Genomic DNA, 26,508 nt, shown 5'->3' with positions numbered 1-26,508 from the left:
CTGCCTTTTCATAGATCTCGCGACACAACAAATCGTGCCGCCGCTTTTAAAATATTGGCGCGATCACCAAAATCGTCCAATGCCACACAGGCTTCATCCACCAAGTCTTGCGCCCGCAGCTTGGCCCCCTCAAGCCCCAATAAGGAGACAAAGGTGGCCTTGCCAGAAGCGCTGTCTTTCCCGGTGGCTTTGCCCACCACATCAATCGTGCCTTCTACATCTAATATGTCATCAGCAATTTGAAAGGCTAGACCCAGAGACTGCGCATAGCGGCGCAGCAGCGCTGGTTCAGCGCTCATCATGACAGCGCCTGCTGTGGCGGACCATTCAATCAGCGCGCCGGTCTTATTGTTTTGCAAATGTGCAATTTCGCCCAAGGTCAAAGGCACGGCGGAGGTCTCGGCCGCCATATCCTGCGCTTGCCCCAGAACCATGCCCTCGGCCCCGCTGGCCTTTGCTAACCCTGTGATCAGATCCAATTGTCGCTGTGCACCCAAGCACGAACCAGGCCGGGCCAGCAGCTCAAAGGCCAGGGTTTGCAACGCGTCGCCGACCAATACCGCAGTGGCCTCATCCCATTTTTTGTGCACAGTCGGCTGACCGCGCCGAAGATCATCATCATCCATACAGGGCAGATCATCATGCACCAAAGAATAGGCATGCAAAGCTTCCACCGCCGCGCCAGCATAGACTGCTTCTTGCTCTGGTGCGCCCATGAGCCGGGCGCTCTCAATCACCAAAAATCCGCGCAGGCCCTTGCCACCCGTCACCGCATGCCGCATGCCTTGAGCGATCGGCAAATCACCAAAGGGGCGCATGGCCGTTGCAAGACAGGACTGCGTTGCATCGGCCGCAGCCTTGAGATGAGTGGAAAAATCAGACAGCATAAGTGGCCTTGGCGCGCCCAAAGGCTCAACCCGCGTCCAAAGGAGCAACGCCCGCAGGCTGCCCATCGCCATTCAAGGTTATGGCTGCGACCTTCTCCTCGGCAGATTTCAACTTGGCTTCGCAATGCGCTTTCAGAGCCGCACCCCGTTCATAAAGGGTAATGGAGGCATCTAAAGCCACATCACCCCGTTCCAATTGCGTCACAACCTGCTCCAACTCGGCCATTGCGGTTTCAAAACTCATTTGCGCAATCTGTGCATCAGCCATGGGTTTGCTCCTTCAAAATACTCACATGCGCCGCAGCACTCGCGGCCAACGCATCCAGATCGTACCCGCCTTCGAGGCAGGATACCACCCGGCCTTTGCAATGTTTGGCCGCCAAGTCGCACAGACGCTGGGTGATCCACGAAAAATCATCTTCCGTCAAATTTATCCCCGCCAGCGGATCGTCAACATGGGCATCAAACCCGGCTGAAATGAACAATAATTCAGGGGCAAACCGCTCCACCGCTGGCAGAACCTCTGCCTCCATCACCTTGCGAAACGCCGCGCTGCCCGCCCCATCCGGCAAGGGGCAATTCAGCACATTGCCATAGCCGCCCGTCTCATGGGCATGACCTGTCCCAGGATAGAGGGGCATCTGATGAGTGCTGGCGAAAAAAATGCGACCATCCCCTTCCACCAAGTCCTGCGTGCCATTGCCATGGTGCACGTCGAAATCCACGATCGCAACGCGCGACAGCTCGTGATGGACCAGCGCATGTTTGGCGGCCAAGGCCACATTGCCAAAAAAACAAAAGCCCATCGGCGTTTCACGCTCGCAGTGATGCCCCGGAGGCCGGGTGGCGACGAAAACGTTGGCCGCCTCACCGCTCATCACCATATCCACCGCCCGAAGCGCACCACCCGCCGCCCTCAAAGCCGCTGTCAGCGTGCCAGGGGACATATGGGTGTCCGCATCCAAACGGCTCCAGCCATCTTGCGGGACCGCGGCGCGCAAAGCGTTGATGTGAGTTTGCGGATGGCATCGCAGCAGATCATTATCGGGTGCAAGCGGTGCGGTTAAGGTCTCCAAACCCAAAGGCGCAAGTGCTTTCAATACATGTTCTAGACGCGCCACCTGCTCGGGATGACCAGACGGCGTCACGTGGTCCAAGCACTCATCATGGGTGATTATTTTTGTGCTCACAACGCATACCTCTGTTCCAGAACCAACATATATCCCGCACCGCGTACGGTCTGCAAATAGCGCGGCTGTTTCGGATCCTTTTCAATTTTCCGCCGCAACCTTGTGATTTGCACATCGACTGCGCGCTCTTGTGCTTGGCCACCATCACGCCCGAGCTGTTCAACCAAATTGCTGCGGCTGAGCGGCACGCCAGGCTTGCTGGAAAAAATCCGCATCAACTGGCTCTCCGTTGCGGTCAAACGCAACCGATCCTCACCCTGCCACATCTCACCGCGGTCGACATCATAATGCACCTGACCCAGATGCATGACCTTGGGCAAAGGCGCGGCCTCATCTTGCGCGGGCACTCTGCGCAAAATTGCATTGAGACGCAGCAATAGCTCCTTGGGCTCAAAAGGCTTAGCCAGATAGTCATCCGCGCCAGCCTCAAGCCCCAAGATTCGATCCTGGGTCTCGCCCTTGGCGGTCAATAACAAAATAGGCGTGTCACTATTTTTTCGCACCTCTTTGGTCAAAGAGATTCCATCCTCGCCCGGCATCATCACATCCAAAATGATTAAATCGAAGTCAAGACCAGATAATATCCGCCGTGCATGCGCTGAATCACGGGCCGCAGATACTAAAAAACCATTTCTAATAAGAAATTTTTGTAACAATGTCCGAATGCGCTCATCATCATCGACGATAAGCAAATGCGAATCTGGAGTCATACGGTCTCTCCGCTGGTCAGCTGATCATAATGTTTTTTCAACTCTGGATCCATCATAGCCTCAAGCACGGTGCAAAAGCCATAGACAGCTTCCGCCCCCGCTTGGCGATAGGCAGTGCGCATACGATCACGTTGGGCATTAGAAAGCGCCTGCTCCAATTCTCTGCCTGCATCGGTCAAAGACAAATGCCGTTGGCGCTTGTCGTCGGTGCCCACTTTATTGAGCACCAAACCATCCTCAATCAAGGTTCGTAGCACACGGTTAAGGCTTTGCTTGGTCACCCCGAGCGTGGACAGTAAATTATTGACAGTTGTGCCAGGGCTGCGCTGGATGAAATGCAACGCCCGGTGATGCGCGCGGCCATAGGATTTTTCCGCCAATATGCGATCGGGGTCGGCTGTAAATCCACGATAGGCAAAAAACATGGCCTCAATGCCTTTGCGCAGCTGTTCATCCGTTAAAAACAGCAAACCATGGGTATGTTCTGATCTATTTTGCCCCTGCGCCATGATATGCCTTTCTGATTAAATCAATATCAACAATATGTCAGTGTTATTGACATTCCAAGAATCAATTGTTAGCGATTATAACATTTTGCGCAATATTATGTCCGAAACGGACGTAATATGCGACACAATTGAAAATATAGCCGACCAAAAGGAGAATTACACATGGCTGGCGCATATGACGACCGTGACGGTGTCATCTGGATGGATGGCGAATTGGTAAACTGGCGCGACGCTAAGGTTCACATCCTGACCCATGGCTTGCATTACGGCAGCTCTGTGTTTGAAGGTGAGCGCGCCTATAACGGAAAGATTTTCAAATCTCGTGAACATTCCGAGCGCCTATTGAAATCTGGCGAATATATGGACATTCCAATCCCATATACTGTGGACAAGATTGAAACGGCGAAAGAGGAGGTCTTGAGCGCCTCTGGCCTGCAGGATGCATATGTCCGCGCAGTTTGCTGGCGCGGGTCTGGTGACGATATGGGAGTTGCCTCAGCGCGCAACCCAGTCCGCATGGCCGTGGCCGCTTGGGAATGGGGTGCCTATTATGGCGACGCTAAATTCAAGGGCGCAAAGCTCGATATCGCCAAATGGAAACGCCCAAGCCCCGAAACAATTCCATGCTTTGCCAAGGCCGCCGGGCTTTATATGATCTGCACCATGTCCAAACATGCGGCCGAAGCCAAAGGCTGTTCCGATGCGATGATGCTAGATTATCGCGGCTATGTGGCCGAAGCTACCGGCGCCAACCTGTTCTTTGTCAAAGACGGAGACGTGCACACGCCGAAACCCGATTGTTTCCTCAATGGTATTACGCGGCAGACTGTCGTAAGCATGTTGCAAGAGCGCGGCATCAAGGTGATCGAACGCCATATCATGCCCGAGGAGCTTGAAGGCTTTGAACAATGTTGGTTGACCGGCACCGCGGCGGAAGTGACACCCGTGGGTTACATCGGCGATTATACATTTGAAGTGGGCGCCCTGGCGCGCGACATCGCCGAAAGCTACGAAAAACTCGTTCGCACATAAACCCTTGGCGCTATGTCAAACACGATGACCTCAACCCTAGGGTTGAGGCCTTTTTTAAGTCCGCAGAGCACGTTGCGCCGAACCGCCGCCCCGGTTCTACATAAAACTGCGCTCAAATGCCCACCATAGGCCCACGAAAGCAATGGCAATAGAGCCAGGGATCACTACCACGCGGCGATACATTGCGCTGCGCCCCAACGGCAGGGCAAAGAGGACAAAGGCCGCCGCAATCACCGACAATTGGCCAAACTCGACACCGATGTTGAAGGCAATCAGCGACAGAATGAATTGCCCCTGCGCCAAACCAAGATCGCCCAATACGGAGGCAAACCCCAGACCGTGCAAAAGGCCAAACCCAAAGACCACAAGGATCCGCCACCACCCCAGTTTCGGGCGCAAAATATTCTCAACCGCTACATAGGCAATGGAGATGGCAATCAAAGCCTCCACCAACCACATCTGCGCTGCCGGAATGGTGATAATGCTTAAAGTAGCAAGGCCAAGCGTGACCGTATGGGCGAGCGTAAAGGCCGTGACCTGCGCCAAGAGGGGACGCCAGGCAAGGGAGAAGAAAAACAATCCTAAGACAAAGAGAATATGATCCAGACCCTTTGGAATAATATGCTCAAAGCCTTCCACAACAAACCGCAGGAACACCGCGCCAGTGCTTTCCTCGACAGCACCAGACCGCGGCAACGGAGCGCTGACCTCTCCACCCTGCAAAAAGGCCGCGTAGGCCTCTGGACCTTCCCCATGGCGCACTACCAGCCCGCCATTTCGCGCAGCCCACCCAAAAGAGACCGGAGCCGTCCCGGGTGGCAGCTCCGCGGACATTGTAACGACGGTATCGCGGGGCAGTTCGAGATCCATCTCAGCGATTACCTCCACCGACATCAAGCTCAATGGTCCGGCCCCTTCAAGCGTGATCCCGCCAGAAATATTGGCAAATTGGGTTTCAACCATTTGCGCCAATGCGCGATCAGGCAGGGCGCGCAACCGGTCATAAATCTCCGCTTCGGGCGCATCATCAGTATCTGCGATTTGAGACTGATTAATCCCAGCCAGAAGAGTTTCAACGGCGAGGCGGAGAGAGATTTCAATTCTATCTTCCCGAACAGAAATTTCCGCCACTGCTGGCCGCAATTCATGAGCACGGGCCGGCCCGACCGAACTGAGAGACCCCAAAAGTGCACTTGACATCAATAGGAAACACCACACAATCGTGGGGAGGGTTTTCCGGAAAGGTCTCAACATGTTTCAGCGCTCCTTAATATTACTTGTCGCTCTTATTTTTTCTGGGCCTATTTATGCGCATGAATTTTGGATTTCTCCAGTGGAATTTCAGGTTAGAGTAAATAGCCCGATCGCGGCGCATTTCCGGGTTGGACAAGACTTCAAAGGGGGCAGCCATTCCTATCTCAGCCGCTATACAACCCGCCATGAGCTGCATCATTCAGGCGCAGTCCTTGAGATGAGCGCCCGGGAGGGCGACCGGCCCGCTATGCAGCATCCCGGGTTAGAAAACGGGCTGGCTGTTTTGGTGCATGAAACCACCGACAGCACCCTCACCTATCGGGAATTTGAAAAATTTATCAACTTTATCGAACATAAAGATTTTGAGGGACTGCCCGAAGCGCATATCGCCCGCGGTTTGCCAGATGTCGGTTTCATCGAGAGTTATCGCCGCTTTGCAAAATCTCTGGTTTCTGTCGGCTACGGGGCTGGGCAAGATCGGCAGATCGGGCTGGAGATTGAGATCGTAGCACTGTCCAACCCCTATACCGACGAACTCTCAGAGGGCATGGCGGTACAGGTGTTCTTGAACGGCACACGCCGCGCAGATGTGCAGATCGAAGTCTTCTCGCGCCGTGCCGGCACGAAAGAGCCGGCTTTGATCCAACTCTATCGCACAGATGCTCTTGGAATTGCCCGGTTCCCGGTCATCAGCGGTCACGAGTATATGGTCGACAATGTCGCGCTGCGCCCCGTCGAAGCTGCCAGTGCAGATGATCCCGTCTGGCACAGCCTATGGGCCAATCTCACCTTTGCCGTTCCAAAAAATTAGGGCGTGATACACGCCAAGGCCCAGCCAGCAGCCTCCGCCACCGCCGGATCTGTATCCGCTATCAACGGTTGCACCAGCGGCACATAGGACGGATCTCCCGAATTTCCGATGGCATAGAGCACGTTGCGGACAAATCGGTCGCGGCCGATCCTTTTAATCGGAGAGCCTGCGAATTTCGCACGAAACCCAGCATCATCTAGGACCACCAGGTCGCGCAGGGGCGGCGTGGCTAGATCCCCCTTAGCACTGTAGCGCGCATCCGAGGCTGCAACGGCAAATTTGTTCCACGGACAAACAGCCAAACAATCATCACAGCCATAGATATGATTGCCGAGGCCCGGCCGCAGAGCGAGATCAATCGGACCCTTGTGTTCAATGGTCAGATAGGAAATGCAGCGCCGCGCATCCATTTTATAGGGCGCAATAAATGCCTTCGTTGGACAAATATCCAAGCATTTGCGGCATGACCCGCAGTGATCCACCTCCGGCGCATCAGCTTCCAACTCCAGCGTGGTAAATATCGCGCCCAAAAACATCCAATTACCAGTTGTGCGGCTCACCAGATTGGTATGTTTGCCCTGCCATCCCAAGCCAGCGGCCTGCCCCAAGGGCTTTTCCGCAACCGGGGCCGTATCAACAAAGACTTTCACCTCACCGCCCCCCTCGGCAATCAACCAGCGGGCCAGGCGTTTCAGCCGTTTTTTTACGATATCGTGATAGTCTTTGCCCTGGGCATAGACGCTGATATTACCAATATCAGGCCGATCAAGATTGGCCAAAGGATTGCTTTGTGGGCCATAGCTTTCCGCCAGCATCACCACAGATCGGGCCGCAGGCCACAAGGCCTGCGGCGCAGCGCGCCATTCTTTGCGCGTCTCCATCCATGTCATTTGCCCATGATAGCCCGCCTGCAAAAACGCCTCCAACTGTGCCGGCACCTGCGGCACGGCATCAGGCGTGGTGATCTTGGCATTGCTAAAGCCCTCGGCCAAAGCCTGTGCCAAAAGTCGGGATTTCAGATCAGAAGTCAAGATTGGCATAATGGTGCGGAGGTGGAAACCCCGGCACATTATCAGCGAGAATCGACCGGAAAGCCGGGCGCGACTTCATGATTGCATACCAATCTTTCACCGCCGCTGATCTATTCCAATCCACATCACAAATGTAATCCAACGCCGACAGCTGCGCGGCGGCTGCAAAATCAGCAAGGCTCATTTCATCACCCGCAAGCCAGCGGCGATTGTCCAAGAGCCACGTCATATAATCGAGATGAAATTTTATGGCCTTGGCCCCCGCCTTCACATTGGCAGCGACCGGATAACCTGATCCATGTATTTTTCGATTAACCCGCTCATATAATAGATTTGCGGTCACCTCATGGTGAAACTTATCGTCAAACCAGCAGACCAAACGGCGCACCTCACAGCGGGCTTGCGCATCTCGGGGCAACAAGCGCGGCTCTGGAAAACATTCCTCAAGATATTCGCAGATGGCGGAAGACTCCGAATAAATCTCCCCGCCCATTTTAAGCACCGGGACTTTGCCAGCTGGATTGCGGCGCAGAAAATCCGCATCCCCTTCCCAATAGCGCTCTTCAACCAGTTGCACTTCGATTTTCTTTTCTGCCAGGCTCAGGCGCACTTTGCGGCAGAACGGAGATAGGGGAACGTGATATAAGATATTCATTGGGCTTCACTTTACTCGGGTCACTCTGTCTTACCCCCGCTTTGTCGGCGCAATCAATCCTCAAAACACTCCGCACGCCCATCCTTTCGGATCATATCAGCCCCCGCAATCACCGATGCCGCGCGTTTCCTGGTGTCTTTGTTCGGACGAATTGCGCTGCGGCCTTTGGGATCGGGCAGAACAACCGCAAGGCGACCGGCTTGAACGCGGTTCAAATCTTTGGCCGCAACCCCAAAATGATGCCAGGCTCCCGCCTCAATACCAAACACCCCCGTGTCAAACTCGGCAATGTTGAGATAAATTTCCAATAGGCGCCGTTTGCTCCAGACCATTTCGATATAGGGGGTCAACAGCGCTTCCACCGCTTTGCGCAGCCAGTTTCGTCCAGGCCAGAGAAAAGCATTCTTGACAGTTTGCTGGCTAATAGTCGAACCGCCGCGCAACGCCCCCTCGCGCAGCGCTTGACGCACCGCTGCGCTATCAATCCCCCAATGGGTGCAGAAATTGGCATCTTCGGCTGCCACCACCGCGCGGCGCAACATCGGAGCCACCTGCTCAATATCGACCCATTGATATTGTATCTCACCAAGTCGCGCGCGCTCTTGCATCATGTAAAAAGTGATCGGAGGGTTGACCCATCGGTAGATCAACCCCCAAGCAAGAAAGACCAGCGCAACTGCCAGCAAACTCCAAAGCAGGACCCGGCGCAGGCCTTGCAGCATAGGCCCCAAGCGCCCAGGCCACCACTGGGGGGTGTCATCGGCGCGATCAAGAGGATCCTCACTTGGCTCAGTCATATATATGCCACATCATATCAGAAGCATTTCGTCAACGTATCAGAGTTCAAGCCAAGAGCTACCGGCGGGCGTGCCATGTGGCGGGTCAAAGACGACTGCACCTTATGCGAGACCCGCCCAGAAGTGCCGGATGTTATGAACTCCCCGATCTCTAGCCGCGCTTCTTTGTTAAAAAGTTTGCGAAACATAATGCTGCAAACTAATCAAATATTTCGTAAATAGTCGCGATATGAGTCTTGGCACATTCTTACCAGCAAAAAAGAGCGTCCTTCCGGCACTACCGCCGGGCAAACCATTTCGATACCAAGTCTTATGACGCAATCGCAGCCCGGGCTATTCTGCCGGTACCGATTGGGATTGACCATCTTGCAAAGGCGCGGGCAAATGCACCAACATTTCTTTTGGGCAGACCTGCACAAAGTTGTGCTTTTCCTCATCCCAATGCTGCAAAATATCCGCGCCTTTGACCGAATTGGTCTCCTCGACATGGCGGGCGATCAGCACCTTCAGCTCCTCCTGCCAATGGGCAACCGAGACCGGGCAAGTCACCAGAGTTTCCATATTCATCATTGGAGCCGTTGCTCCGGTCGGATCATAAAGATAGGCCATGCCACCCGTCATCCCTGCGCCAAAGTTGGCCCCAATGGAGCCTAGAACCACAGCAACACCGCCGGTCATATATTCACAGCCATTTGAGCCACAGCCTTCAATCACGGTTTTTGCGCCCGAGTTGCGCACCGCAAAACGTTCACCGGCGCAGCCAGAAGCGAAGAGCAAACCATCGGTCGCGCCATATAGCACGGTGTTGCCGATAATTGTATTGTCCGAGGCTATCAAAGGGCTGATCTGTGCAGGCCGCACAACGATCACACCGCCCGACAGACCTTTGCCCACATAGTCATTGGCCTCTCCGGCCACTTCTAACTTCAAGCCCGGTGCCGCAAAAGCGCCAAGGGCCTGCCCGGCCGAGCCTTGCAACTTAATCGTCAAGTGATCGGATTGCAGATTGTTGCGCATGCCAAATTTGGTCACAATATGGCTAGACACCCTTGTGCCAATCGAACGGGAGGTGTTTTGCACCGCATATTGCAGTTGCATCTTCTCACCATCTTGCAAGAAGCGCGCCGCGTCTGTGACGATCTGCGCATCCAATGTATCTGGTACAGCGTTGCGCGGCTTATGGCGATCATAGGTAATCTGATCGGCACCATCGACCGTAATCAATAGCGGATTAAGATCCAAATCGTCCAAATGCGCAGATCCGCGCGACACTTGGCTGAGCAAATCAGCACGGCCAATCACCTCGTCCATTGAACGCGCGCCAATGCTGGCCAAAATCTCACGCACTTCTTGCGCGTAGAAGGTGATCAAATTGACAACTTTATCGGCCGACCCGGTAAACTTGTCCCGCAGAGCTTCATCTTGCGTGCAAACCCCCACAGGGCAGGTATTGGATTGGCATTGCCGCACCATGATGCAGCCCATCGCGATCAGAGCGGCTGTACCGATGCCATATTCTTCCGCACCCATCATCGCCGCCATCACTATGTCGCGGCCCGTGCGCAAACCGCCATCGGTGCGCAATGTCACCCGCTCGCGCAGGTTGTTCATCGCCAAAACCTGATGTGCCTCAGTCAGACCCATTTCCCAAGGCAGCCCCGCAAATTTGATCGATGTCGCCGGAGAAGCGCCGGTGCCGCCATTATGGCCAGAGATCAAAATCACATCGGCCTCAGCCTTCGCCACACCGGCGGCAATGGTGCCGACCCCAGAGGCGGCCACCAATTTCACAGTCACCTTACAGCGCGGGTTGATTTGCTTGAGATCATAAATCAGCTGCGCCAAATCTTCGATGGAATAGATATCGTGATGGGGCGGTGGGCTGATCAAAGTCACACCTTTGGTCGAATGACGCAAACGCGCAATAAGATCCGTAACCTTCATCCCAGGCAGTTGTCCACCCTCGCCGGGCTTGGCGCCCTGCGCCACTTTAATTTCCAATTCTTCGCAATGGTTGAGATATTCTGCCGTGACCCCAAAGCGGCCTGAAGCCACCTGTTTGATCTTCGCAGAAGGATTATCCCCATTGGGTTCCGGCAGGAAATGCGCAGGATCTTCTCCACCCTCACCACTGTCAGACTTGGCGCCGATCCGGTTCATTGCCACATTGAGTGTCTTATGAGCCTCTGGGCTCAGAGCACCAAGGGACATGCCAGGAGTAACAAACCGCTTGCGGATTGAGGTGATGCTTTCCACCTCATCCACAGAAATTGCTGCCCCCAAGGGTTTAATTGCCAGCAGATCCCGCAGGTGGATCGGCGGGTTGGCTTGCAATTTAGCTGAATAATTTTTCCACATCTCAAAGCTGCCGCGGTCACAGGCCGATTGCAGCAAATGCATGGTTTGCGCTTCCCACGCATGTTTTTCGCCTGAGCGGCGCGCCTTGTAAAATCCGCCAATTGGCAGAACATCTGAGGCCGCAGTATAGGCTGATGCGTGAATAGACTCTGCTTTGCGCTGAATGCCCACCACACCAATACCGGAAATTCGCGATGTCATTCCGGGAAAATACTCAGCGCACATGGCACGCGACAGGCCAACAGCCTCAAAGTTCAGACCGCCCCGGTAAGAGGAAATTACCGAGATCCCCATCTTCGCCATGATTTTCAACAGACCCTGATCAATTGCCGAGCGATATCGCGCCACAGCCTCAGTCAAAGAACACTCAAGCAGGCCGCGATCAATGCGATCGGCCAGGCTGTCTTCGGCCAAATAGGCATTCACGACCGTCGCACCACAGCCAATCAATACGGCAAAATAATGCGGGTCAATACACTCTGCAGACCGTACATTGAGCGAGGTGAAGGTGCGGAGCCCCTTACGGGTCAACCATGAATGCACCGCACTGGTCGCCAAAATCATCGGCATGGCAACGGAGGTTTCTGAAGCATGCTGATCCGTCAAAACCAAATGCCCAGCCCCCGAGCGTACAGCATCTTCGGCTTCTGACCGAATACGGTTGAGGGCCTTTTGCAATTCCCCCTGAGCGCCATCGGTAGGGAAGGTACAATCTATCTCTACCATCGGCGCGTTGAAATTTTCCAACAACCGATCGAATTGCACATTGCCGACAAAGGGCGAGTCTAGAACCAAAATCTCGGTCTGCGCACTGCTCTCATCCAACACATTTTTCAGATTGCCAAAGCGTGTTTTCAAGCTCATGACCCGAAATTCGCGCAGGCTATCAATCGGGGGATTGGTCACCTGGCTAAAGTTTTGCCGAAAGAAGTGTGATAGCGGACGATATTTTTCACTCAGAACCGCCGAGGGCGTGTCATCGCCCATCGAGGCCAAGGTCTCTTTGCCATCCTCGGCCATGGGCGCCAAGATTTGTTCGAGCTCCTCAATGGTGTAGCCCGCTGCAATCTGGCGCTGGCGCAAATCTGCGCCCTTAAACATCGGTTTTTCCACCGCTTTGGCCAGGTCGTCGTCCAGCTCATTGATCTTGCCAACCCATGCGCTGAAATCTTGGCTGGCGGCCAGCATATCTTTCATTTCAGTGTCATGATACAAACGGCCCTCAACGATATCGACCGCCAAAAGCTGGCCTGGGCCCAGCGCGCCTTTTTCTTTCACATTGGCTTCATCAACGGTGACCATCCCGGCTTCCGAGCCCGCGATCAGCAAATCATCACCCGTCACCAAATAGCGCATGGGCCTTAGACCATTGCGGTCCAATCCAGCGCAGACCCAGCGGCCATCTGTCATTGCAAGGGCGGCCGGTCCATCCCATGGCTCCATAACGGAATTGCAGTAAGAATACATATCCCGCCAAGATTTCGGCAGGTCCACCGCTTGCTTTGACCAGCTTTCCGGCACCAGCATGGTCTTGGCCATCGGCGCATTGCGCCCCGCGCGCACCAACATTTCAAACACCGCATCCAGCGCCGCCGAATCCGAAGACCCGCTTGGAATCACTGGCTTGATATCTTCGGCCGTATCTCCAAAAGCATCAGAAGACATGCGGATCTCATGGCTCTTCATCCAATTTTTGTTGCCTTTCAGCGTATTGATTTCGCCATTATGGGCCAACATGCGGAAGGGCTGAGCCAGCCACCACTGTGGGAAAGTATTGGTCGAATAGCGCTGGTGATACAAAGCAAAGGCGGACTCGAATCGTTTATCTTTCAAATCAGGATAGAATTCCGACATATCCTCCGCCAGAAACATGCCTTTATAGATAATCGAACGGCACGACAGGCTGGCCAGGTAAAGACCATAAATTCCTGCAGCTTGTGCAGCTTTTTCAATCCGGCGACGAATTACATAAAGCTCGCGCTCAAACGTCTCTTCATCGACACCTTTGGAATTGGACACCAAGATCTGTTCAATTTCAGGTCGCGTGGCATTGGCCTTTTCACCCAAACAGGCGACATTCACCGGCACATGGCGCCAGCCATAGATATAATACCCCATGCGCAAAACTTCTGTTTCCACAATCGTCCTACAGGTTTCTTGGGCCCCAAAATCAGTACGCGGCAAGAACACCTGGCCGACGGCCATCAGCTCATCCATGCGCGGCGTATGACCAGTGCGTTCAATTTGGTCATAGAAGAATGGCACAGGGATTTGCACATGGATGCCAGCCCCGTCGCCAGTCTTGCCATCTGCATCGACAGCACCGCGGTGCCAAACCGCTTTTAGCGCGTCGATACCGGCCTGAACCACTTTGCGACTTGGCGTCCCGTCGATGGACACCACAAGTCCCACGCCGCAGCTGGCGTGCTCTTCCGCCTCAGAGTAAAGGCCATTTTCAGCCATATGCTTGCGCTTGGCTTCTTCCGCTTTCACCCAGTTTGCATCAAATTTTGTCATGCTCATCTCCTTAAATGCCCAGGCAGGACATCGTAATGTCGTAAAGCTCCAGATCCACGCAGACGCTTATTCAGCGGCTATGGATTGGGCCTTGTCAAACTGTGCTAGAATCGCGGCTGCGCAGTCGCGGCCGTCGCGAATGGCCCAAACCACAAGCGAGGCGCCGCGGACAATATCACCCACCGCATAAACACCCGGTAGCTTGGTTTGGCCGGTTTCAAAATCCGCCCGGATTGTACCCCAGCGCGTCACCTCGAGACCCTCTGCGCCCCAAAGCTGTGGTAAAGCTTCGGGCTCAAACCCCAAAGCTTTGACCACCAAATCCGCAGGTTCCACATAATCGGCCCCGTCAATCACCTCTGGGCTTTGACGTCCTGTCGCATCCGGCAGGCCCAAACGCATTTTTTGCACGTTAACCCCAGTCACAGGATTGCCAACGAACCCATTGGGCGCCGTCAGCCAAACAAATTCAATGCCCTCTTCCTCAGCGTTTTGAGTCTCCCGCAGAGATCCCGGCATGTTCGCTTTGTCGCGGCGGTATAGGCATTTAACAGAGGTGGCGCCTTGCCGGATTGCTGTCCGCACGCAATCCATGGCCGTATCTCCGCCGCCAATTACCACAACCCGCTTGCCGGCCGCATTCAATCTGCCATCTTCAAATTCAGGTACATTGTCGCCAAAACCATGGCGGTTGCTGGCGGTCAAATAGTCAATGGCTTTCACAATGCCATCTGCTCCCGAGCCCGGCCCTACCAAATCGCGGGACTTATAAACACCCGTGGCGACAATCACCGCATCATGTTTGCTGCGGATCTCCTCAAAGCTGATGTCAACGCCGACATTGCAGTTGGTGACGATTTCGATGCCGCCCTCCTCAAGCTGGGCCACGCGCTGCATCACCACATCTTTTTCAAGCTTAAAACCAGGTATACCATAGGTCAAAAGCCCTCCCGCGCGGTCATAGCGATCATAGACTGTGACCTGCACACCAGCGCGGCGCAGCATATCGGCCGCGGCCAATCCTCCTGGACCCGCGCCGATGATGCCGACAGATTCTCCGCGGGTCGCGGCGGGTGTGATCGGTTGCACCCACCCTTCAGCCCATGCGGTATCGGTGATATATTTCTCAACAGAACCAATGGTCACCGTTTCATGACCCGACTGCTCGATCACGCAATTGCCCTCGCACAAGCGATCTTGAGGGCAAATACGGCCGCAAATCTCTGGGAATGTGTTGGTGGCCTGACTGATTTCATAGGCCTCGCGCAGCCGCCCCTCAGCGGTCAGGCGCAGCCAATCTGGGATATTGTTGTGCAGCGGGCAATGGGTTTGGCAATATGGCACGCCACATTGGCTGCACCGGCTCGCCTGCTCTGCGGCCTTGGCCTCCGAAAATTCCGCATAAATCTCGCCGAAATCATCCGTCCGATCTAACGCATCACGCTTTTGAGGCATGAGCCGTGGGATCTTCACAAATTTAAGCATCGGATTATCAGCCATACCATCCTCGATTCGCGACGTCGCTATATTTTTAAGTTGTTTTGACCTTATAATGTCAGCACGGGTGACCTATAAAGTGGGAAAATGCATATGGCGACATTTTTTCGCAATTTTCAAGCTATTTTTAGATCCGAATCGGACCTATATTTCTGCTAGCGCTTAAATATCATGGGTATATGGTCACTTTAATCGCAGAGGACCACAAAACATGCCGCTTTATCATTTGATATTAATCGCGCTTATTCAGGGCATAACGGAATTTTTGCCAGTCTCCTCCTCTGGACATTTGATCCTCTTGCCGGGGCTGACAGGGCTCCCCGATCAAGGCCCAGTTATTGATGTCGCCGCCCATATCGGAACTTTATTTGCCGTCATCGTCTATTTCTGGCCAGATGTGCGCCACATTGCGCAAGGCATCCCGCAGGTTGTGCGCGGCCAGTTTGAGAGCCCCTCTGCCCGGCTGCTCATCGCGCTCAGTCTGGCTACGCTGCCTGTCATGGGACTCGGCTTAATCTTAAAACTCACCGGACTGTCGGACACTCTGCGCTCCATCACCGTCATCGGCTGGAGCATGCTGGTATTTGGCATTTTGCTCTACTGGATGGATCAACGCGCGCGAACGACGCGTCACATCCAAGACCTGACGCTACGAGACGCTTGGATCCTTGGGCTGTGGCAAGCCGTGGCACTCATCCCGGGCACCTCTCGCTCAGGCATCACCATCACCGGCGCCCTGAATGCGGGTTTTACACGCAAAGAGGCTGCCCGCATCGCCATGCTGATGTCGATCCCGACGATTATCGCCTCCGGGGCGCTCACCGCTTTGGATTTGATCGGCGGCGCCGTGCCGCTGCGCGACGCGTCTGTTGTTGCTGCCTTCAGCTTCGCCGCAGCCCTTTTGGCCCTAGGGCTGATGATGCGCTTGCTCAACAGCCTCACTTACACGCCCTACGTGGTTTACCGCATAGGGCTCGGCCTCACGCTGCTCACCATCGGCTACAGCGGCGGTCTCGGGTTTTAATGCCTTCAGGCTTTTAGGTTTTTCGCAGAGGCCTTGATGTCCGCATATTGGCCTGACACGCGGAAGGGCCACAGATAATCCGGCAACACGCTTTCCAATGCCGTTGGCTCGATCTGCAAATCCGCCAGGCCCAGACAATCACCGCTTGGCACATTGTCCACGCTTAGACTGTGTATTTGGTCGCGGGTGATCGGCATAGGCGCTAAGCCAAGGCTCAGTTTATTTGCAAGCGCAAAGCCAGTGGCCATGAGACGCGCAACGAACATCGGTAAGCCCATGATCAAGCGCCGACGTTGGATGACATCCAACATACGCTGCATCAGGCCGCGAAAACTGTCCTTCTCAGACCCAGCTAGCTCATAGATACCGCCCGCAGCAGCTCCAGTCACGCCAAGAATTACGGCCCGCGCGACATCATCGACAAACACAGGCTGAAACTGCGTCTCAGCCCCAACGATGGGCAAAATCGGACCGAAGCGCGCCATGCCGGCAAATCTGTTGAAAAATTGATCCTCTGCTCCAAAGACGATGGAGGGTCGCAGGATCATTGCGCCCGGCATATGCGCCAAGACCTCCGCCTCGCCTGCCGCCTTTGACCGGGAATAGGCACTCTCGCTGTTCAGATCCGCTCCCATGGCCGAGATATGCACCATTTGCGCGATCCCAGCTTCAGCCGCCAACCGAGCTATGCGCCCAGCCCCTCCTGTTTGCACAGCATCGAAACGATTGCGCCCCGATTCTTGTAATATGCCAACGCAATTGACCACAGCATCGGCTCCCAGCAATGATTGCCGCACCGATGCATCATCGCGAATGTTGCAAAACACCGGCTCCACCTGACCGACAACCCCATAAGGCTTGACGAAAATCGCCTCATTGGGCCGCCGAACGGCCACCCGGACCCGCCAACCCGCCTTTGCCATGCGCCGCGCGACATAGCGCCCAATGAAACCTGACCCACCGAATATAGTTACAAGCTTAGACATGATGACATCCCAAGTATTTCTCTCCGGAAGGGAGGTACTCCGTGCACCGCCTCATGACAAGTCTATTCCCCATTTGAAGGCTACCACACCGCAAAATACCACAAGCGAAACTTGCACGCCAAGGGGTCGCCACAAGGCAATTACCCTCTTGACCCACCCCTCTCAGACGCTTAAACGCCCCCCATCGACATCAGCCCAGATGGCGGAATGGTAGACGCGCTAGCTTCAGGTGCTAGTGTCCGTATGGACGTGGAGGTTCGAGTCCTCTTCTGGGCACCAAATTATCATCCAAAGCATTGTAATACCTTACTAATTCGACTTAGTAAGTGAGCCGTAGACCATGCTGGCAACCAAATCTAATAGTTATACGTTCCAAAAGGACGGCATTTGGTATTTCTCCCGTAGAGTTCCTGCTGATTTACGTCGGCATTATCGGAAGGGCAGGATTGCTTATTCTTTGAGGACTAAATCCATTAGGGATGCTCGTGTTAGGGCAATGAGTGATGCTGCTAAGTTAGACAGGCATTTCGCTGGGATCTAAGTGCAATGATCGTAATCGATCCGTTAATTCTTTTGAATATTGAGATTGTGGACGGTCCATACTCGATGGCAGTGCGATTGGCTCCTTAGAAGGCGAAGTATGTGTCAGCGCCCAAGCTGACATATCCAATAAAATTGGTACAAGATCTATTGCAGCTGGGCTTAAACAATAAATCTTTCGTTGTGAATGTGCAGGATCATCCTTGAATGATAACAATCCAATGTCAGTTAACCGTTTCAAACGGCCAGCTAGTACGCCAGTAGAAATTCTTTCATTATTATTTGCTAAAATTGATCGAAAGGTTCGTTGATTGCATATGGCAATGTCTCGCAGAACGATTATCGACCAATGGTCAGCTATTACCTCGGCGCATGTTGAAAGTGGACAATAGTTTTGCGCTTTTGCAGTAATATTGGATCTAATAGTTTGGTTCATTTTTTGCCTTCCAAATGATCACCAAGAGTAAAAGTTGATGTAATATCCTCCCAAACCATACGAAGATCAAGAGCGGTTCAAGCCGTATGGTAGTTATTATTTTTGACGTGTTTCTTCTTTTACTAGCCGGATGAATCTCTTGCTGAACAATCTAGATTCAGGAAAGATTTCATGAAAAACATCATTTTGGCAGCAGCCATTTCACTACTTCCAGTTACAGCTTTTGCTGGTGGTCACTTAAAAGTTTGGAACATGGCAGACATTAGCCAACGAAGCAGCAGCTATGATGATTAAGTAGATTTTTGTGGTTCGGTTCTGTATGGCAGAGCTTAACACAGTTGAACCCTCAGCCAACCAGCAAGAAAGCTTTGCTGTACTTATTGTTTAAGGATCGTTAGCGTTAACAAATAACTTTCTGACTTATAGTACATTTATCTGAATACCGCATTTACCTGTACCACAAAAAAGACCAATAAACTGGGATGATATACGATGGATACGCATGAAGAGTTTCTGAGGTTTTCAGCAGTTCTTAGCCACTGCTACCAAAAAGCTAAGGCTCACAAGCTTGGCCTTACCGTTGAGTATGGAAAAAAGGCAGGCTTGCTAAACAATCATAACAGGCTGTCGCCACTGGGGGTTCTGGTGGGCAATGTCTTAATGCTCAAGCAATCATAAGCCCTGCAGATTAGCCACCAATACCAGCCCAGCGCCTCACTAAACTATCATACTCAATGTGATAGCTCAGATGCCGCCACTTTGGATTGTGTCACTGTTGGAAATGTACTGTATATCCTCACAGCAGCGGATGATGCGATATCTGCCGCACTCTGATTGACCTTCCCCCCTAAATTAGTGCGACGAATTTGGCAAAACTCTCTTAAGTAGGAATTTGAATGGCACGAAAGAGATACGATGAAGAAGACATTTTGAGATCACTGCGTGAGATTGAAGTTCATCTTCACTCCATGAAGGTTACGATGAACCAGAAATCCTCCTCAATCAAATCGTCAAATCTGCCCCAAAGACGCTGACGTTAGATACGCCAACCCCGACATTTCTCTCAGGGTCAAGCCGATCAACACCAAGTCCAATCTGCAAAACCCCGCCCTCGATCTGTCGATCTTCTGGTGCGACCCTGCGGTCGAGGACATGGACGTTGAGGTTCTGTTCAACTCCAACACCAGGCCGTTGGCCAGCCCGGAAACCGCAGCCCGGGTCCATGCACTTGGTCTTGAAAACGCCGCTCGGGAAATCCCGCTCCTGCCGGATGCATCCGGCATGGCCGCCTGGCGCGACTGGCATGATCTCGCGGGACTAACATTCGCGCCAAGAAAGAACGCACTTTCGCTGCCTGACGCCAACAGCCGCCTTCAGGCGGTCATCGCCGGAAATGGATTGGGGATGCAGGATGCGTTTGCAGAGCCGGAGATCGAAAGTGGCCAGCTCGTCTGGATCTCGGAACTTGGGCTGACAAACTTCGCTTACTGTATCTCGCTTCCAACAAAGCGGAATGTAACGGAGGCCGAAGAACACTTCAGAAACTGGATAAGGGCGCAGGATTTCTGAAACCTGAACGAACGCTCACGGCTATAGAAACTCCGAGCGTTCAGTGCCTGTCGGACAAGGTATGGCACTACAAAAGCAGTAGTCGGATCACTTCGCAGAAATGCAACCCTCGCGAATGACCGGTCTGATGACATCCGCCGCGCCCCAACGATATGAGTAATGCAAATGCATGCAAATGCCGCGTCAGCAATAGCTGCATCTGCATAGGGCGGCTTTGTCCGCAAAGCAGGCCTCAGGTGTTGCCACGGTCAATGTACAGTGCTGGGTGCACGCCACAAAGTCACCGCGATATAGCGCTCAAATCAGGACCGCTTTCAGGACCGCTTTTATATTTTAGAACCAAAATAAATATCTGTAATTAAATATAAATACTGAAAGTTCGACGTCCTCTTCTCGGCACCACAAATAAAATTTAAGTTTTTGTATTTATAATATAAAAATAAATTTCGCGCGTACAGAACCTACCCGTAGGACCACTTTATGAAGTTATGACGATGTGGAGAGTGTTTTGTCATCCGACGCTATAAATGAGCCCTGCCCGCTTCAAGCGAGTTTACTCTGACAACTGATCTCACGGAGTGGTTCAGTTTCTGTACTGCATGATGATTGACTTGAGGAACCTTTTACGGGTGTTCAAGTTTGTCTGACAACACAGTTTGGTGTCTCAGGCCTTTAATACTGACGACCAGCTGACAAGCACATTAAATCAAAGCATGGACTATTCGCGGGTAGCCCCGCATAATTAAATCTTAAAGTGAGCAATATTGTTTAACAAAATGGGAGAAAGTAATGAAAATACTAAAACTAGTCTTCATTGGTGGCGCGATGAGCTTAACCGCATTTAGCGCTTCCGCCGAAACATTTCGCTGGGCATCGAATACCGATCCACAAACTATGGACCCACATGCAGTAAACTCTGCTCCCGTTCTTTCGTTTCTAAACAATATCTATGAAGGTCTTGTACGCCGGAATCAGGGTATGTCTATTGAAGGCTCACTAGCTCAATCGTGGGAACCTCTAACCAATGAAAATGGGTGGCGTTTCAACCTGCGCGAAGGTGTGACTTTCCAGGACGGGTCTCTCTTCAATTCGGAGGATGTCATGTTTTCCTATGAGCGCGCATCGAGCGAAGCAGCTGATGTGAGATCTTGGTTCGCACCAGTAAAAGAGGTTCGCGTGCTCGATGATTACACCATTGATTTCGTGACCAATGCTCCAAACCCATTATTTCCAGATTCTATCGCTAACTTTATGATTCTCGACAAAGGTTGGGCCGAAGCGAATGGCGCAGAACTGCCTGCTCGCGATGCCGAAAACTTTGCCACCATTAACGTGAACGGCACAGGCCCGTTTACAGTCGCCAGCCGCGATCCCGGAATCAAAACTGTTTTGGCCCCGAATGCCGGATGGTGGGGCGCAGCGGAGCACAATATTACCGAAGCAATATTCACTCCAATTGGAAACGCAGCAACTGGCCTTGCTGCCTTGTTGTCGGGCGAGATTGATTTTATACAGCCGATTCCTTTGCAGGACGTCGCGCAGGTCGAAGGCCGTAACGGGTTTAAAGTTCTTGAGGGCGAAGAAACTCGGGTAATAATGTTTGGTTTTGGGCATGAACACAAAGAACTGCTTTATTCGTCCGACGTCACTGGGGCGAACCCATTTCAGGATGTTCGCGTTCGTCAAGCGGCCGCCCATGCTATAGATATAGCGTCCATTGACCGGGTGCTTTTCAGGGGTAAGATCGACGGCGCCTCGCAATTGGTTCCAGCGGGAATATCAGGCTATTCCGAAGCCAATTCAACTCGCTCAGCCTACGACCCGGAGCGCGCTAAGGCCCTTTTGACCGAGGCGGGTTATCCGAATGGGTTCAGCTTTGGCCTGAAATGCCCAAATGATCGTTACATCAACGATGAGGCACTATGTCGTGCAGCGGCGTCGATGTTTGCAGCTGTGGGTCTGAATGCTGAACTTAGTACGGGCCCCGTTCGCGATTACTGGCCGCAGCTGCGTGAAGATGCATTTGATATGTATCTTCTAGGGTGGTCGCCTGGCACCTTTGACATGGAGCATCCAATCCGTTTTCTGTTATCGACACCAAATTCTGAAAAGAAACTTGGGTCGTGGAACTTTGGTGGTTATTCTAACCAACGCGTTGATGCGTTGCTGCCCAGCATCCAACAGGAAATAGATCCAGCTAAACGTCAGGCTATGGTTGATGAGGTCGTTGCAATCACTCAGGCAGAGGCCGCGTATATTCCGCTTTATACCCAGCCGCTCATTTGGGCTGCTAAGGATAATATTGATCTGACGCAACGCGCTGACAACTTCTTCATGTTGCGCTGGGTTACAGTAAACTGATCCAAGGTTAGGGCAAAAGGGCGATGGTTTATTTTATCCTGAAGCGGATGATTCAATCCGTCTTTGTGATGCTAGCCGTCGCCTTTTTGGCCTTTTCCCTATTTCGGTTCGTTGGGGACCCGATCACGCAGATGACAGGGGTGGAAACCTCAGTTGCAGATCAAGAACGCCTGCGTGAAGAACTCGGATTGAACGACCCGTTCGTTTCCCAATTTATACGTTTTACCGGCGATATGTTGCAGGGCGATTTTGGCTATTCTTATCGGACCCGCCAACCCGTCGCAGATATGATAACCGAACGTGTTCCTGCAACCTTGGAATTGGGCGTCGTGGCGTTGATAATTTCTCTTTTGTTTGGAGTGCCTGCGGGTGTATATACCGCGTTAAAACCGCGCGGCATCTGGACCCAAACCATTTTGATGACCACTCTTGTTGGGGTCTCGATCCCAACCTTTGTGATAGGGATCATGCTGATATTTTTATTTGGCGTCCAACTGGGCTGGCTGCCCACGTTTGGTCGCGGTGGCACCGTGCAAATTGGCAACTGGGAAAGTTCATTCTTCACTATCAGTGGATGGCGTGCGTTACTCTTACCTGCGATTACTCTTGGCGTTTATCAACTGACCCTCACCATGCGTTTGGTGCGTGCCGAAATGATGGAGGTCATGCGATCCGATTACATCCGCTTTGCCATGGCGCGAGGTGTGCCAATGACGGAAACTTCATTACAAACATGCATTGGTGAACACAATGGTGCCTGTGATTACGATTATTGGGCTGCAGTTTGGCGGTGTCATTGCGTTTTCCATCGTCACTGAAAGCGTATTTCAATGGCCCGGAATGGGCTTGTTGTTTCTTGAATCGATCCGCTTCGTTGATATCCCTGTGATGGGTGTCTACCTTGTGGTGATTGCATTTTTCTTCGTGTTGGTGAACCTTGTGGTCGACTTGCTCTACGTTGCCATCGACCCGCGCCTGCGACTCAGGGACGTGGAATGATTGCCTTTTTGAAGAAGTATGAAGGTCTGTGGCTGTTCGTCCATTCCCCATCGTCGATTGTCGCGGCAATGGTTGCTACACTCATCATTTTAGGTGCAATATTCGCACCTTGGATCGCACTGGTGAACCCCTATGACCTGGCATCGTTTAGCCTATTTGACGGGTTATTACCCCCTGTATGGCAAGACGGGGCAAACCCGAAATACCTGTTAGGCACCGACGATCAAGGTCGCGATATGATCTCGGCAATCTTGTACGGCGCACGGCTGTCACTGATTATTGGCCTGTCTGCTTTGACGATTGCGGCCGTTATAGGCGTAGGTCTTGGTCTTGCCGCTGGATATTATGGCGGACGATTTGATGCTGTCGTGATGCGTATCGCAGATGTGCAACTGGCACTGCCCGCGATCCTAACAGCGCTGCTGATTGACGGGATTGCACGAGGCATTCTGCCGGCTGCCATTCAACAAGATTTACGCGTTGCAGTTTTGACCCTCGCCATTGCGCTGTCGCTTTGGGTGAACTTCGCCCGTACAGCGCGCGCCACGACTTTCGTCCAGATGAATAAAGAATACGTGCAGGCCGCAATCATGATGGGCCAACGCCCCTCGCGGGTGATGTTTGTGCATATCCTGCCCAACATCCTTGGTCCACTTTTAGTGATCATGACAGTCGATCTGGCCTCCGCCATTTTGCTTGAGGCAACCTTATCCTTCCTCGGCATCGGCCTGCCCGCCGACAGCCCCAGCCTTGGCACGCTAATCCGCATTGGCATGCAATTCCTGCTGTCAGGTGAATGGTGGATTTTGTGGATCCCCACGTTGTTCCTCATCGCCTTGGTTGTGTCCATCAATATCCTTGGCGATTTCCTACGTGACATCTTCAACCCGAGGCTGCGCTAGATGCTGACGATCAAAGACCTTACCGTCAAATTCCCGTCCCGCTTTGGCGATTTTAGTGCCATCGAGGGCGTGGATATGACGATCAAGCCGGGTGAAATTCACGGGTTGGTTGGCGAAAGTGGTGCAGGAAAATCCACCGTAGGCGCAGCAGTTATTGGCCTACTGCAAGCACCGGGCTATGTCACCAAGGGAACACTGACGCTGGGCGATACAGACCTTCGTGAGCTAACACCCGCCCAAGCGCATGAGGTCCGCGGGGATCGCATTTCGATGATCTTTCAGGACCCGCAAACCAGTTTGAACCCGCTGATGACGATTGAGGATCAGCTGGTTGAGACCATTCAGGCCCATTCAGATGCCAGCAAAACCGAAGCCCGCAGACGCGCCGTTGATCTCCTCGAAGATATCGGAATTCAAAACGCATCCCAACGGATAAAGGCCTACCCACATCAATTTTCCGGCGGGATGCGCCAGCGGGTTGTCATTGCATTAGCAATCTGTACCGATCCGGAGTTGATCATTGCCGATGAGCCCACAACAGCATTGGATGTTGCTGTGCAATCGCAGGTCCTAGACTTGATCCAACAGTTGGCCAAGGAACGGCAGATTGCCTTTATGTTGATCACCCATGACATTGGCGTGATAGCCCAAGTGGCTGACCGCGTGACGGTCATGCGCAAGGGGCGTGTAGTGGAAACAGGTGACACTGCGCAGGTCTTAGGCGCTCCCAAACATCCCTACACGCGCGCGCTGATGGATGCTGTGCCTCCATTGGATCAAAAAATAGATCGCTTCCGCGTTCCTGCTGCGGACGACACTGCGGTGATGCAGGGTGACACAGCAGAGCGCTGGTTGCTTGAAGGACAACAACACTGCCTCACAGGGCTTACCTTGGAAAACCTCACAGTGACGTTTGCCGGGCCAGCGCACATCCTTGTTTCGCAAACCATCCTCCCTATGTCGCGCTGGAAGATGTGACTCTGACCATTAGACCCGGTTCTATCATGGGGTTGGTAGGTGAGAGCGGGTCCGGAAAATCCACGCTGGCGAAAGCCATCACTGGCCTTGTGACACCCACATATGGGACGATGATCTTGGGCGACACGGTGCTGCCATTCGGATCATCTCGAAGTCGGCACCATCCGTCGCGGCAACTGGTTCAAATGGTGTTTCAAGATCCCTACTCAAGTCTGAATCCCCGACACCGTATCGGGGATATTCTGACCGAACCATTATGGTTTTACGGTTTTGTCAAAGACCCAGCCGAGCGCACGAGTTTGGCGGCCTCCATGTTATCACTCGTGGGGATGCAGCCAGACGCTATCACCAAATACCCGCACCAATTCTCAGGCGGCCAACGTCAGCGCATTGCGGTGGCACGGGCGTTACTCGCGCGGCCACGGTTCTTGATCTGTGACGAGCCGACGTCGGCGCTGGATGTGTCGATTCAGGCTGAAATCTTGAACTTGCTCAAAGAACTACAAGCAAGGTTTGGACTAACCATCCTGTTTATCAGCCACAATCTTGCTGTGGTGCGTCAAATGGCCGATGACACGGCCGTTTTACGCGATGGCAAGATCGAAGAGGTCAATACGACCGAGGCAGTCTATCAGAGTCCCCAAGCCGAATATACAAAATCACTCCTGGCACAAACGCCTGTGATGCCAAAATCTTGGAGACAGTAGGCTCATGATTACATTATACGGATATGACACCATCAATACTTTAAAGGTGCTGATGTTCTTGTGTGAAGCCGGGCTGAATTATGAATTTAAGCCCATCAATATTCGCGCTGGAGAGCAACACTCTGCCGAATTTCGCGCCATAAACCCAGCCGGAAAGGTGCCTGTGATTTGGGATGGTGATATGCACCAAACAGAATCAAATTCGATCCTACTTAGCTTGGCGCAAAAAACAGGCTGGGGGCTGATGGAGGGCTCTTCGTTGAATGCGAAATTGATCGCTTGGCTCTTCTATCAGGCATCGACTCAAGGGCCATATTTCGGACAGATCGAATATTGGTCCAGACTGGCAAAGTCGCCCAATTCCGACGCGCTGGCCCAATACAGCGCTATCGCAAATCGCTCGATTGAATATCTGAATGAACAGTTAAACTCCCAAAAATATATCTGTGGGGATACATATAGCATCGCTGACATCGCGCTGTACCCTTGGCTGCGTATACATAAACACCTTGGATTATCCATTGAACACGCCGAAAATTTGTCGCGTTGGTGTGACTGTATTTTGGCAAGAGCAGCTACCCAAAAAGCCCTAACATTTTTTAATGACATTCCATCACAGAAATAAGTGTTTTAGACAAATGAAGAACACGCTTCCAGTTGCTGGTTGCTGTCAAACTAATGAGAACTACGCAATCGGATTGCTGGCTAAGCCTGAATCTATGCGCTCAATAAGTGACGCCACTCAGTAAGAGCGGCGG

Annotated in this window: 23 protein-coding genes, 1 tRNA gene and 1 pseudogene; 12 read left to right on the top strand and 13 right to left on the bottom strand. The window is 52.8% G+C overall.

Going from position 1 to position 26,508, the window contains the following annotated elements; all coding sequences use genetic code 11:
- Positions 1–8 precede the first annotated feature (8 nt).
- The 5 genes from ABLW18_RS11605 to ABLW18_RS11585 all read right to left on the bottom strand — a co-directional run bounded on the left by ABLW18_RS11605 (position 9) and on the right by ABLW18_RS11585 (position 3,296).
- Positions 9–818 carry a farnesyl diphosphate synthase gene (locus tag ABLW18_RS11605; protein WP_347824966.1) on the bottom strand — a complete coding sequence of 270 codons (810 nt, stop codon included), beginning with the start codon at positions 816–818 and terminating at the stop codon, positions 9–11.
- Between the two features lie 94 nt (positions 819–912).
- Complete coding sequence (locus ABLW18_RS11600; protein WP_347824951.1) at positions 913–1,155, bottom strand: exodeoxyribonuclease VII small subunit; 243 nt, start codon at positions 1,153–1,155, stop codon at positions 913–915.
- A complete protein-coding gene (locus tag ABLW18_RS11595; protein ID WP_347824950.1) occupies positions 1,148–2,077 on the bottom strand; it encodes a histone deacetylase family protein in 930 nt (309 codons plus the stop codon). Before ABLW18_RS11595 ends, ABLW18_RS11600 begins: the two co-directional genes overlap by 8 nt.
- Complete coding sequence (locus ABLW18_RS11590; protein ID WP_347824949.1) at positions 2,074–2,787, bottom strand: response regulator; 714 nt, start codon at positions 2,785–2,787, stop codon at positions 2,074–2,076. The genes ABLW18_RS11595 and ABLW18_RS11590 overlap by 4 nt, the downstream gene beginning before the upstream one ends.
- On the bottom strand, positions 2,784–3,296 hold the full coding sequence (locus ABLW18_RS11585; RefSeq protein WP_347824948.1) for a MarR family transcriptional regulator: 513 nt from the start codon (positions 3,294–3,296) through the stop codon (positions 2,784–2,786). Before ABLW18_RS11585 ends, ABLW18_RS11590 begins: the two co-directional genes overlap by 4 nt.
- Positions 3,297–3,458: 162 nt before the next feature.
- Here ABLW18_RS11585 and ABLW18_RS11580 point away from each other — a divergent pair, with 162 nt between their 5' ends.
- Positions 3,459–4,328: a branched-chain amino acid aminotransferase gene (locus ABLW18_RS11580; protein WP_347824947.1), complete on the top strand. Its 870-nt coding sequence runs from the start codon at positions 3,459–3,461 to the stop codon at positions 4,326–4,328.
- A 96-nt stretch (positions 4,329–4,424) separates the two neighbouring features.
- On the opposite strand, the gene ABLW18_RS11575 is transcribed toward ABLW18_RS11580, so the two are convergent.
- Positions 4,425–5,582 (bottom strand): HupE/UreJ family protein, encoded by a 1,158-nt coding sequence (locus tag ABLW18_RS11575; protein ID WP_347824946.1) that lies wholly within the window; start codon positions 5,580–5,582, stop codon positions 4,425–4,427.
- Between ABLW18_RS11575 and ABLW18_RS11570 the strand changes: the two genes are divergently transcribed.
- Positions 5,581–6,393: a DUF4198 domain-containing protein gene (locus ABLW18_RS11570; RefSeq protein WP_347824945.1), complete on the top strand. Its 813-nt coding sequence runs from the start codon at positions 5,581–5,583 to the stop codon at positions 6,391–6,393. The two genes, ABLW18_RS11575 and ABLW18_RS11570, sit on opposite strands and share 2 nt — an antisense overlap.
- On the opposite strand, the gene queG is transcribed toward ABLW18_RS11570, so the two are convergent.
- From queG to ABLW18_RS11545, 5 genes are all read right to left on the bottom strand, one after another.
- Entirely contained in the window at positions 6,390–7,433 is a 1,044-nt protein-coding gene (gene queG, locus ABLW18_RS11565) for a tRNA epoxyqueuosine(34) reductase QueG (protein ID WP_347824944.1), read from the bottom strand. The genes ABLW18_RS11570 and queG overlap by 4 nt on opposite strands.
- Positions 7,414–8,079: a glutathione S-transferase family protein gene (locus ABLW18_RS11560; protein ID WP_347824943.1), complete on the bottom strand. Its 666-nt coding sequence runs from the start codon at positions 8,077–8,079 to the stop codon at positions 7,414–7,416. The genes queG and ABLW18_RS11560 overlap by 20 nt, the downstream gene beginning before the upstream one ends.
- A 53-nt stretch (positions 8,080–8,132) precedes the next feature.
- Positions 8,133–8,876 (bottom strand): monofunctional biosynthetic peptidoglycan transglycosylase, encoded by a 744-nt coding sequence (mtgA, locus tag ABLW18_RS11555; RefSeq protein ID WP_347824942.1) that lies wholly within the window; start codon positions 8,874–8,876, stop codon positions 8,133–8,135.
- A 333-nt stretch (positions 8,877–9,209) separates the two neighbouring features.
- Positions 9,210–13,751, bottom strand: coding sequence for a glutamate synthase large subunit (gltB, locus tag ABLW18_RS11550; protein ID WP_347824941.1), 4,542 nt, complete (start codon positions 13,749–13,751; stop codon positions 9,210–9,212).
- A 66-nt stretch (positions 13,752–13,817) separates the two neighbouring features.
- On the bottom strand, positions 13,818–15,251 hold the full coding sequence (locus ABLW18_RS11545; protein WP_347824940.1) for an NAD(P)-dependent oxidoreductase: 1,434 nt from the start codon (positions 15,249–15,251) through the stop codon (positions 13,818–13,820).
- A 208-nt stretch (positions 15,252–15,459) separates the two neighbouring features.
- Here ABLW18_RS11545 and ABLW18_RS11540 point away from each other — a divergent pair, with 208 nt between their 5' ends.
- Entirely contained in the window at positions 15,460–16,272 is an 813-nt protein-coding gene (locus tag ABLW18_RS11540) for an undecaprenyl-diphosphate phosphatase (RefSeq protein ID WP_347824939.1), read from the top strand.
- A 5-nt stretch (positions 16,273–16,277) separates the two neighbouring features.
- On the opposite strand, the gene ABLW18_RS11535 is transcribed toward ABLW18_RS11540, so the two are convergent.
- Positions 16,278–17,258, bottom strand: coding sequence for a complex I NDUFA9 subunit family protein (locus ABLW18_RS11535; RefSeq protein ID WP_347824938.1), 981 nt, complete (start codon positions 17,256–17,258; stop codon positions 16,278–16,280).
- Positions 17,259–17,451: 193 nt separating this feature from the next.
- Between ABLW18_RS11535 and ABLW18_RS11530 the strand changes: the two genes are divergently transcribed.
- A tRNA-Leu gene (locus ABLW18_RS11530) sits at positions 17,452–17,537 on the top strand.
- A gap of 235 nt (positions 17,538–17,772) precedes the next feature.
- On the opposite strand, the gene ABLW18_RS11525 is transcribed toward ABLW18_RS11530, so the two are convergent.
- Positions 17,773–18,234: a helix-turn-helix domain-containing protein gene (locus ABLW18_RS11525; protein WP_347824937.1), complete on the bottom strand. Its 462-nt coding sequence runs from the start codon at positions 18,232–18,234 to the stop codon at positions 17,773–17,775.
- A 171-nt stretch (positions 18,235–18,405) separates the two neighbouring features.
- Between ABLW18_RS11525 and ABLW18_RS11520 the strand changes: the two genes are divergently transcribed.
- From ABLW18_RS11520 to ABLW18_RS11485, 8 genes and pseudogenes are all read left to right on the top strand, one after another.
- Positions 18,406–18,528 (top strand): hypothetical protein, encoded by a 123-nt coding sequence (locus ABLW18_RS11520; protein ID WP_347824936.1) that lies wholly within the window; start codon positions 18,406–18,408, stop codon positions 18,526–18,528.
- Positions 18,529–19,248: 720 nt separating this feature from the next.
- Positions 19,249–19,803: a LysR substrate-binding domain-containing protein gene (locus ABLW18_RS11515; protein WP_347824965.1), complete on the top strand. Its 555-nt coding sequence runs from the start codon at positions 19,249–19,251 to the stop codon at positions 19,801–19,803.
- Between the two features lie 789 nt (positions 19,804–20,592).
- Entirely contained in the window at positions 20,593–22,164 is a 1,572-nt protein-coding gene (locus ABLW18_RS11510) for an ABC transporter substrate-binding protein (RefSeq protein WP_347824935.1), read from the top strand.
- A gap of 23 nt (positions 22,165–22,187) precedes the next feature.
- Positions 22,188–23,163: pseudogene (locus ABLW18_RS11505) on the top strand (ABC transporter permease).
- Positions 23,160–24,065: an ABC transporter permease gene (locus ABLW18_RS11500; RefSeq protein WP_347824934.1), complete on the top strand. Its 906-nt coding sequence runs from the start codon at positions 23,160–23,162 to the stop codon at positions 24,063–24,065. The pseudogene ABLW18_RS11505 and the gene ABLW18_RS11500 overlap by 4 nt, the downstream one beginning before the upstream one ends.
- The gene (locus tag ABLW18_RS11495) at positions 24,066–25,043 is read left to right on the top strand and encodes an ABC transporter ATP-binding protein (RefSeq protein ID WP_347824933.1); all 978 of its coding nucleotides are present in this window, start codon (positions 24,066–24,068) and stop codon (positions 25,041–25,043) included.
- Positions 25,040–25,750 (top strand): ATP-binding cassette domain-containing protein, encoded by a 711-nt coding sequence (locus ABLW18_RS11490; protein WP_347824932.1) that lies wholly within the window; start codon positions 25,040–25,042, stop codon positions 25,748–25,750. The genes ABLW18_RS11495 and ABLW18_RS11490 overlap by 4 nt, the downstream gene beginning before the upstream one ends.
- A 4-nt stretch (positions 25,751–25,754) precedes the next feature.
- Positions 25,755–26,375 (top strand): glutathione S-transferase family protein, encoded by a 621-nt coding sequence (locus ABLW18_RS11485; RefSeq protein WP_347824931.1) that lies wholly within the window; start codon positions 25,755–25,757, stop codon positions 26,373–26,375.
- The last annotated feature ends 133 nt before the right edge of the window (positions 26,376–26,508 follow it).

This window comes from uncultured Planktomarina sp., assembly GCA_943788425.1.
Taxonomy (GTDB): Bacteria; Pseudomonadota; Alphaproteobacteria; order Rhodobacterales; family Rhodobacteraceae; genus Planktomarina.
Note: the sequence above shows the minus strand (reverse complement) of the source record. Positions and strands in the feature narration are given on the sequence as shown.

Bases quoted from the DNA above. Each gene is read 5' to 3' on its own strand.
- ABLW18_RS11605 (WP_347824966.1), bottom strand. From the start codon at position 818: ATGCGCCCCTTTGGTGATTTGCCGATCGCTCAAGGCATGCGGCATGCG.
- ABLW18_RS11600 (WP_347824951.1), bottom strand. From the start codon at position 1,155: ATGGCTGATGCACAGATTGCGCAAATGAGTTTTGAAACCGCAATGGCC.
- ABLW18_RS11590 (WP_347824949.1), bottom strand. From the start codon at position 2,787: ATGACTCCAGATTCGCATTTGCTTATCGTCGATGATGATGAGCGCATT.
- ABLW18_RS11585 (WP_347824948.1), bottom strand. From the start codon at position 3,296: ATGGCGCAGGGGCAAAATAGATCAGAACATACCCATGGTTTGCTGTTT.
- ABLW18_RS11580 (WP_347824947.1), top strand. From the start codon at position 3,459: ATGGCTGGCGCATATGACGACCGTGACGGTGTCATCTGGATGGATGGC.
- ABLW18_RS11570 (WP_347824945.1), top strand. From the start codon at position 5,581: ATGTTTCAGCGCTCCTTAATATTACTTGTCGCTCTTATTTTTTCTGGG.
- ABLW18_RS11575 (WP_347824946.1), bottom strand. From the start codon at position 5,582: ATGTTGAGACCTTTCCGGAAAACCCTCCCCACGATTGTGTGGTGTTTC.
- queG (WP_347824944.1), bottom strand. From the start codon at position 7,433: ATGCCAATCTTGACTTCTGATCTGAAATCCCGACTTTTGGCACAGGCT.
- ABLW18_RS11560 (WP_347824943.1), bottom strand. From the start codon at position 8,079: ATGAATATCTTATATCACGTTCCCCTATCTCCGTTCTGCCGCAAAGTG.
- mtgA (WP_347824942.1), bottom strand. From the start codon at position 8,876: ATGACTGAGCCAAGTGAGGATCCTCTTGATCGCGCCGATGACACCCCC.
- gltB (WP_347824941.1), bottom strand. From the start codon at position 13,751: ATGACAAAATTTGATGCAAACTGGGTGAAAGCGGAAGAAGCCAAGCGC.
- ABLW18_RS11545 (WP_347824940.1), bottom strand. From the start codon at position 15,251: ATGGCTGATAATCCGATGCTTAAATTTGTGAAGATCCCACGGCTCATG.
- ABLW18_RS11540 (WP_347824939.1), top strand. From the start codon at position 15,460: ATGCCGCTTTATCATTTGATATTAATCGCGCTTATTCAGGGCATAACG.
- ABLW18_RS11535 (WP_347824938.1), bottom strand. From the start codon at position 17,258: ATGTCTAAGCTTGTAACTATATTCGGTGGGTCAGGTTTCATTGGGCGC.
- ABLW18_RS11525 (WP_347824937.1), bottom strand. From the start codon at position 18,234: ATGAACCAAACTATTAGATCCAATATTACTGCAAAAGCGCAAAACTAT.
- ABLW18_RS11520 (WP_347824936.1), top strand. From the start codon at position 18,406: ATGAAAAACATCATTTTGGCAGCAGCCATTTCACTACTTCCAGTTACA.
- ABLW18_RS11510 (WP_347824935.1), top strand. From the start codon at position 20,593: ATGAAAATACTAAAACTAGTCTTCATTGGTGGCGCGATGAGCTTAACC.
- ABLW18_RS11500 (WP_347824934.1), top strand. From the start codon at position 23,160: ATGATTGCCTTTTTGAAGAAGTATGAAGGTCTGTGGCTGTTCGTCCAT.
- ABLW18_RS11495 (WP_347824933.1), top strand. From the start codon at position 24,066: ATGCTGACGATCAAAGACCTTACCGTCAAATTCCCGTCCCGCTTTGGC.
- ABLW18_RS11485 (WP_347824931.1), top strand. From the start codon at position 25,755: ATGATTACATTATACGGATATGACACCATCAATACTTTAAAGGTGCTG.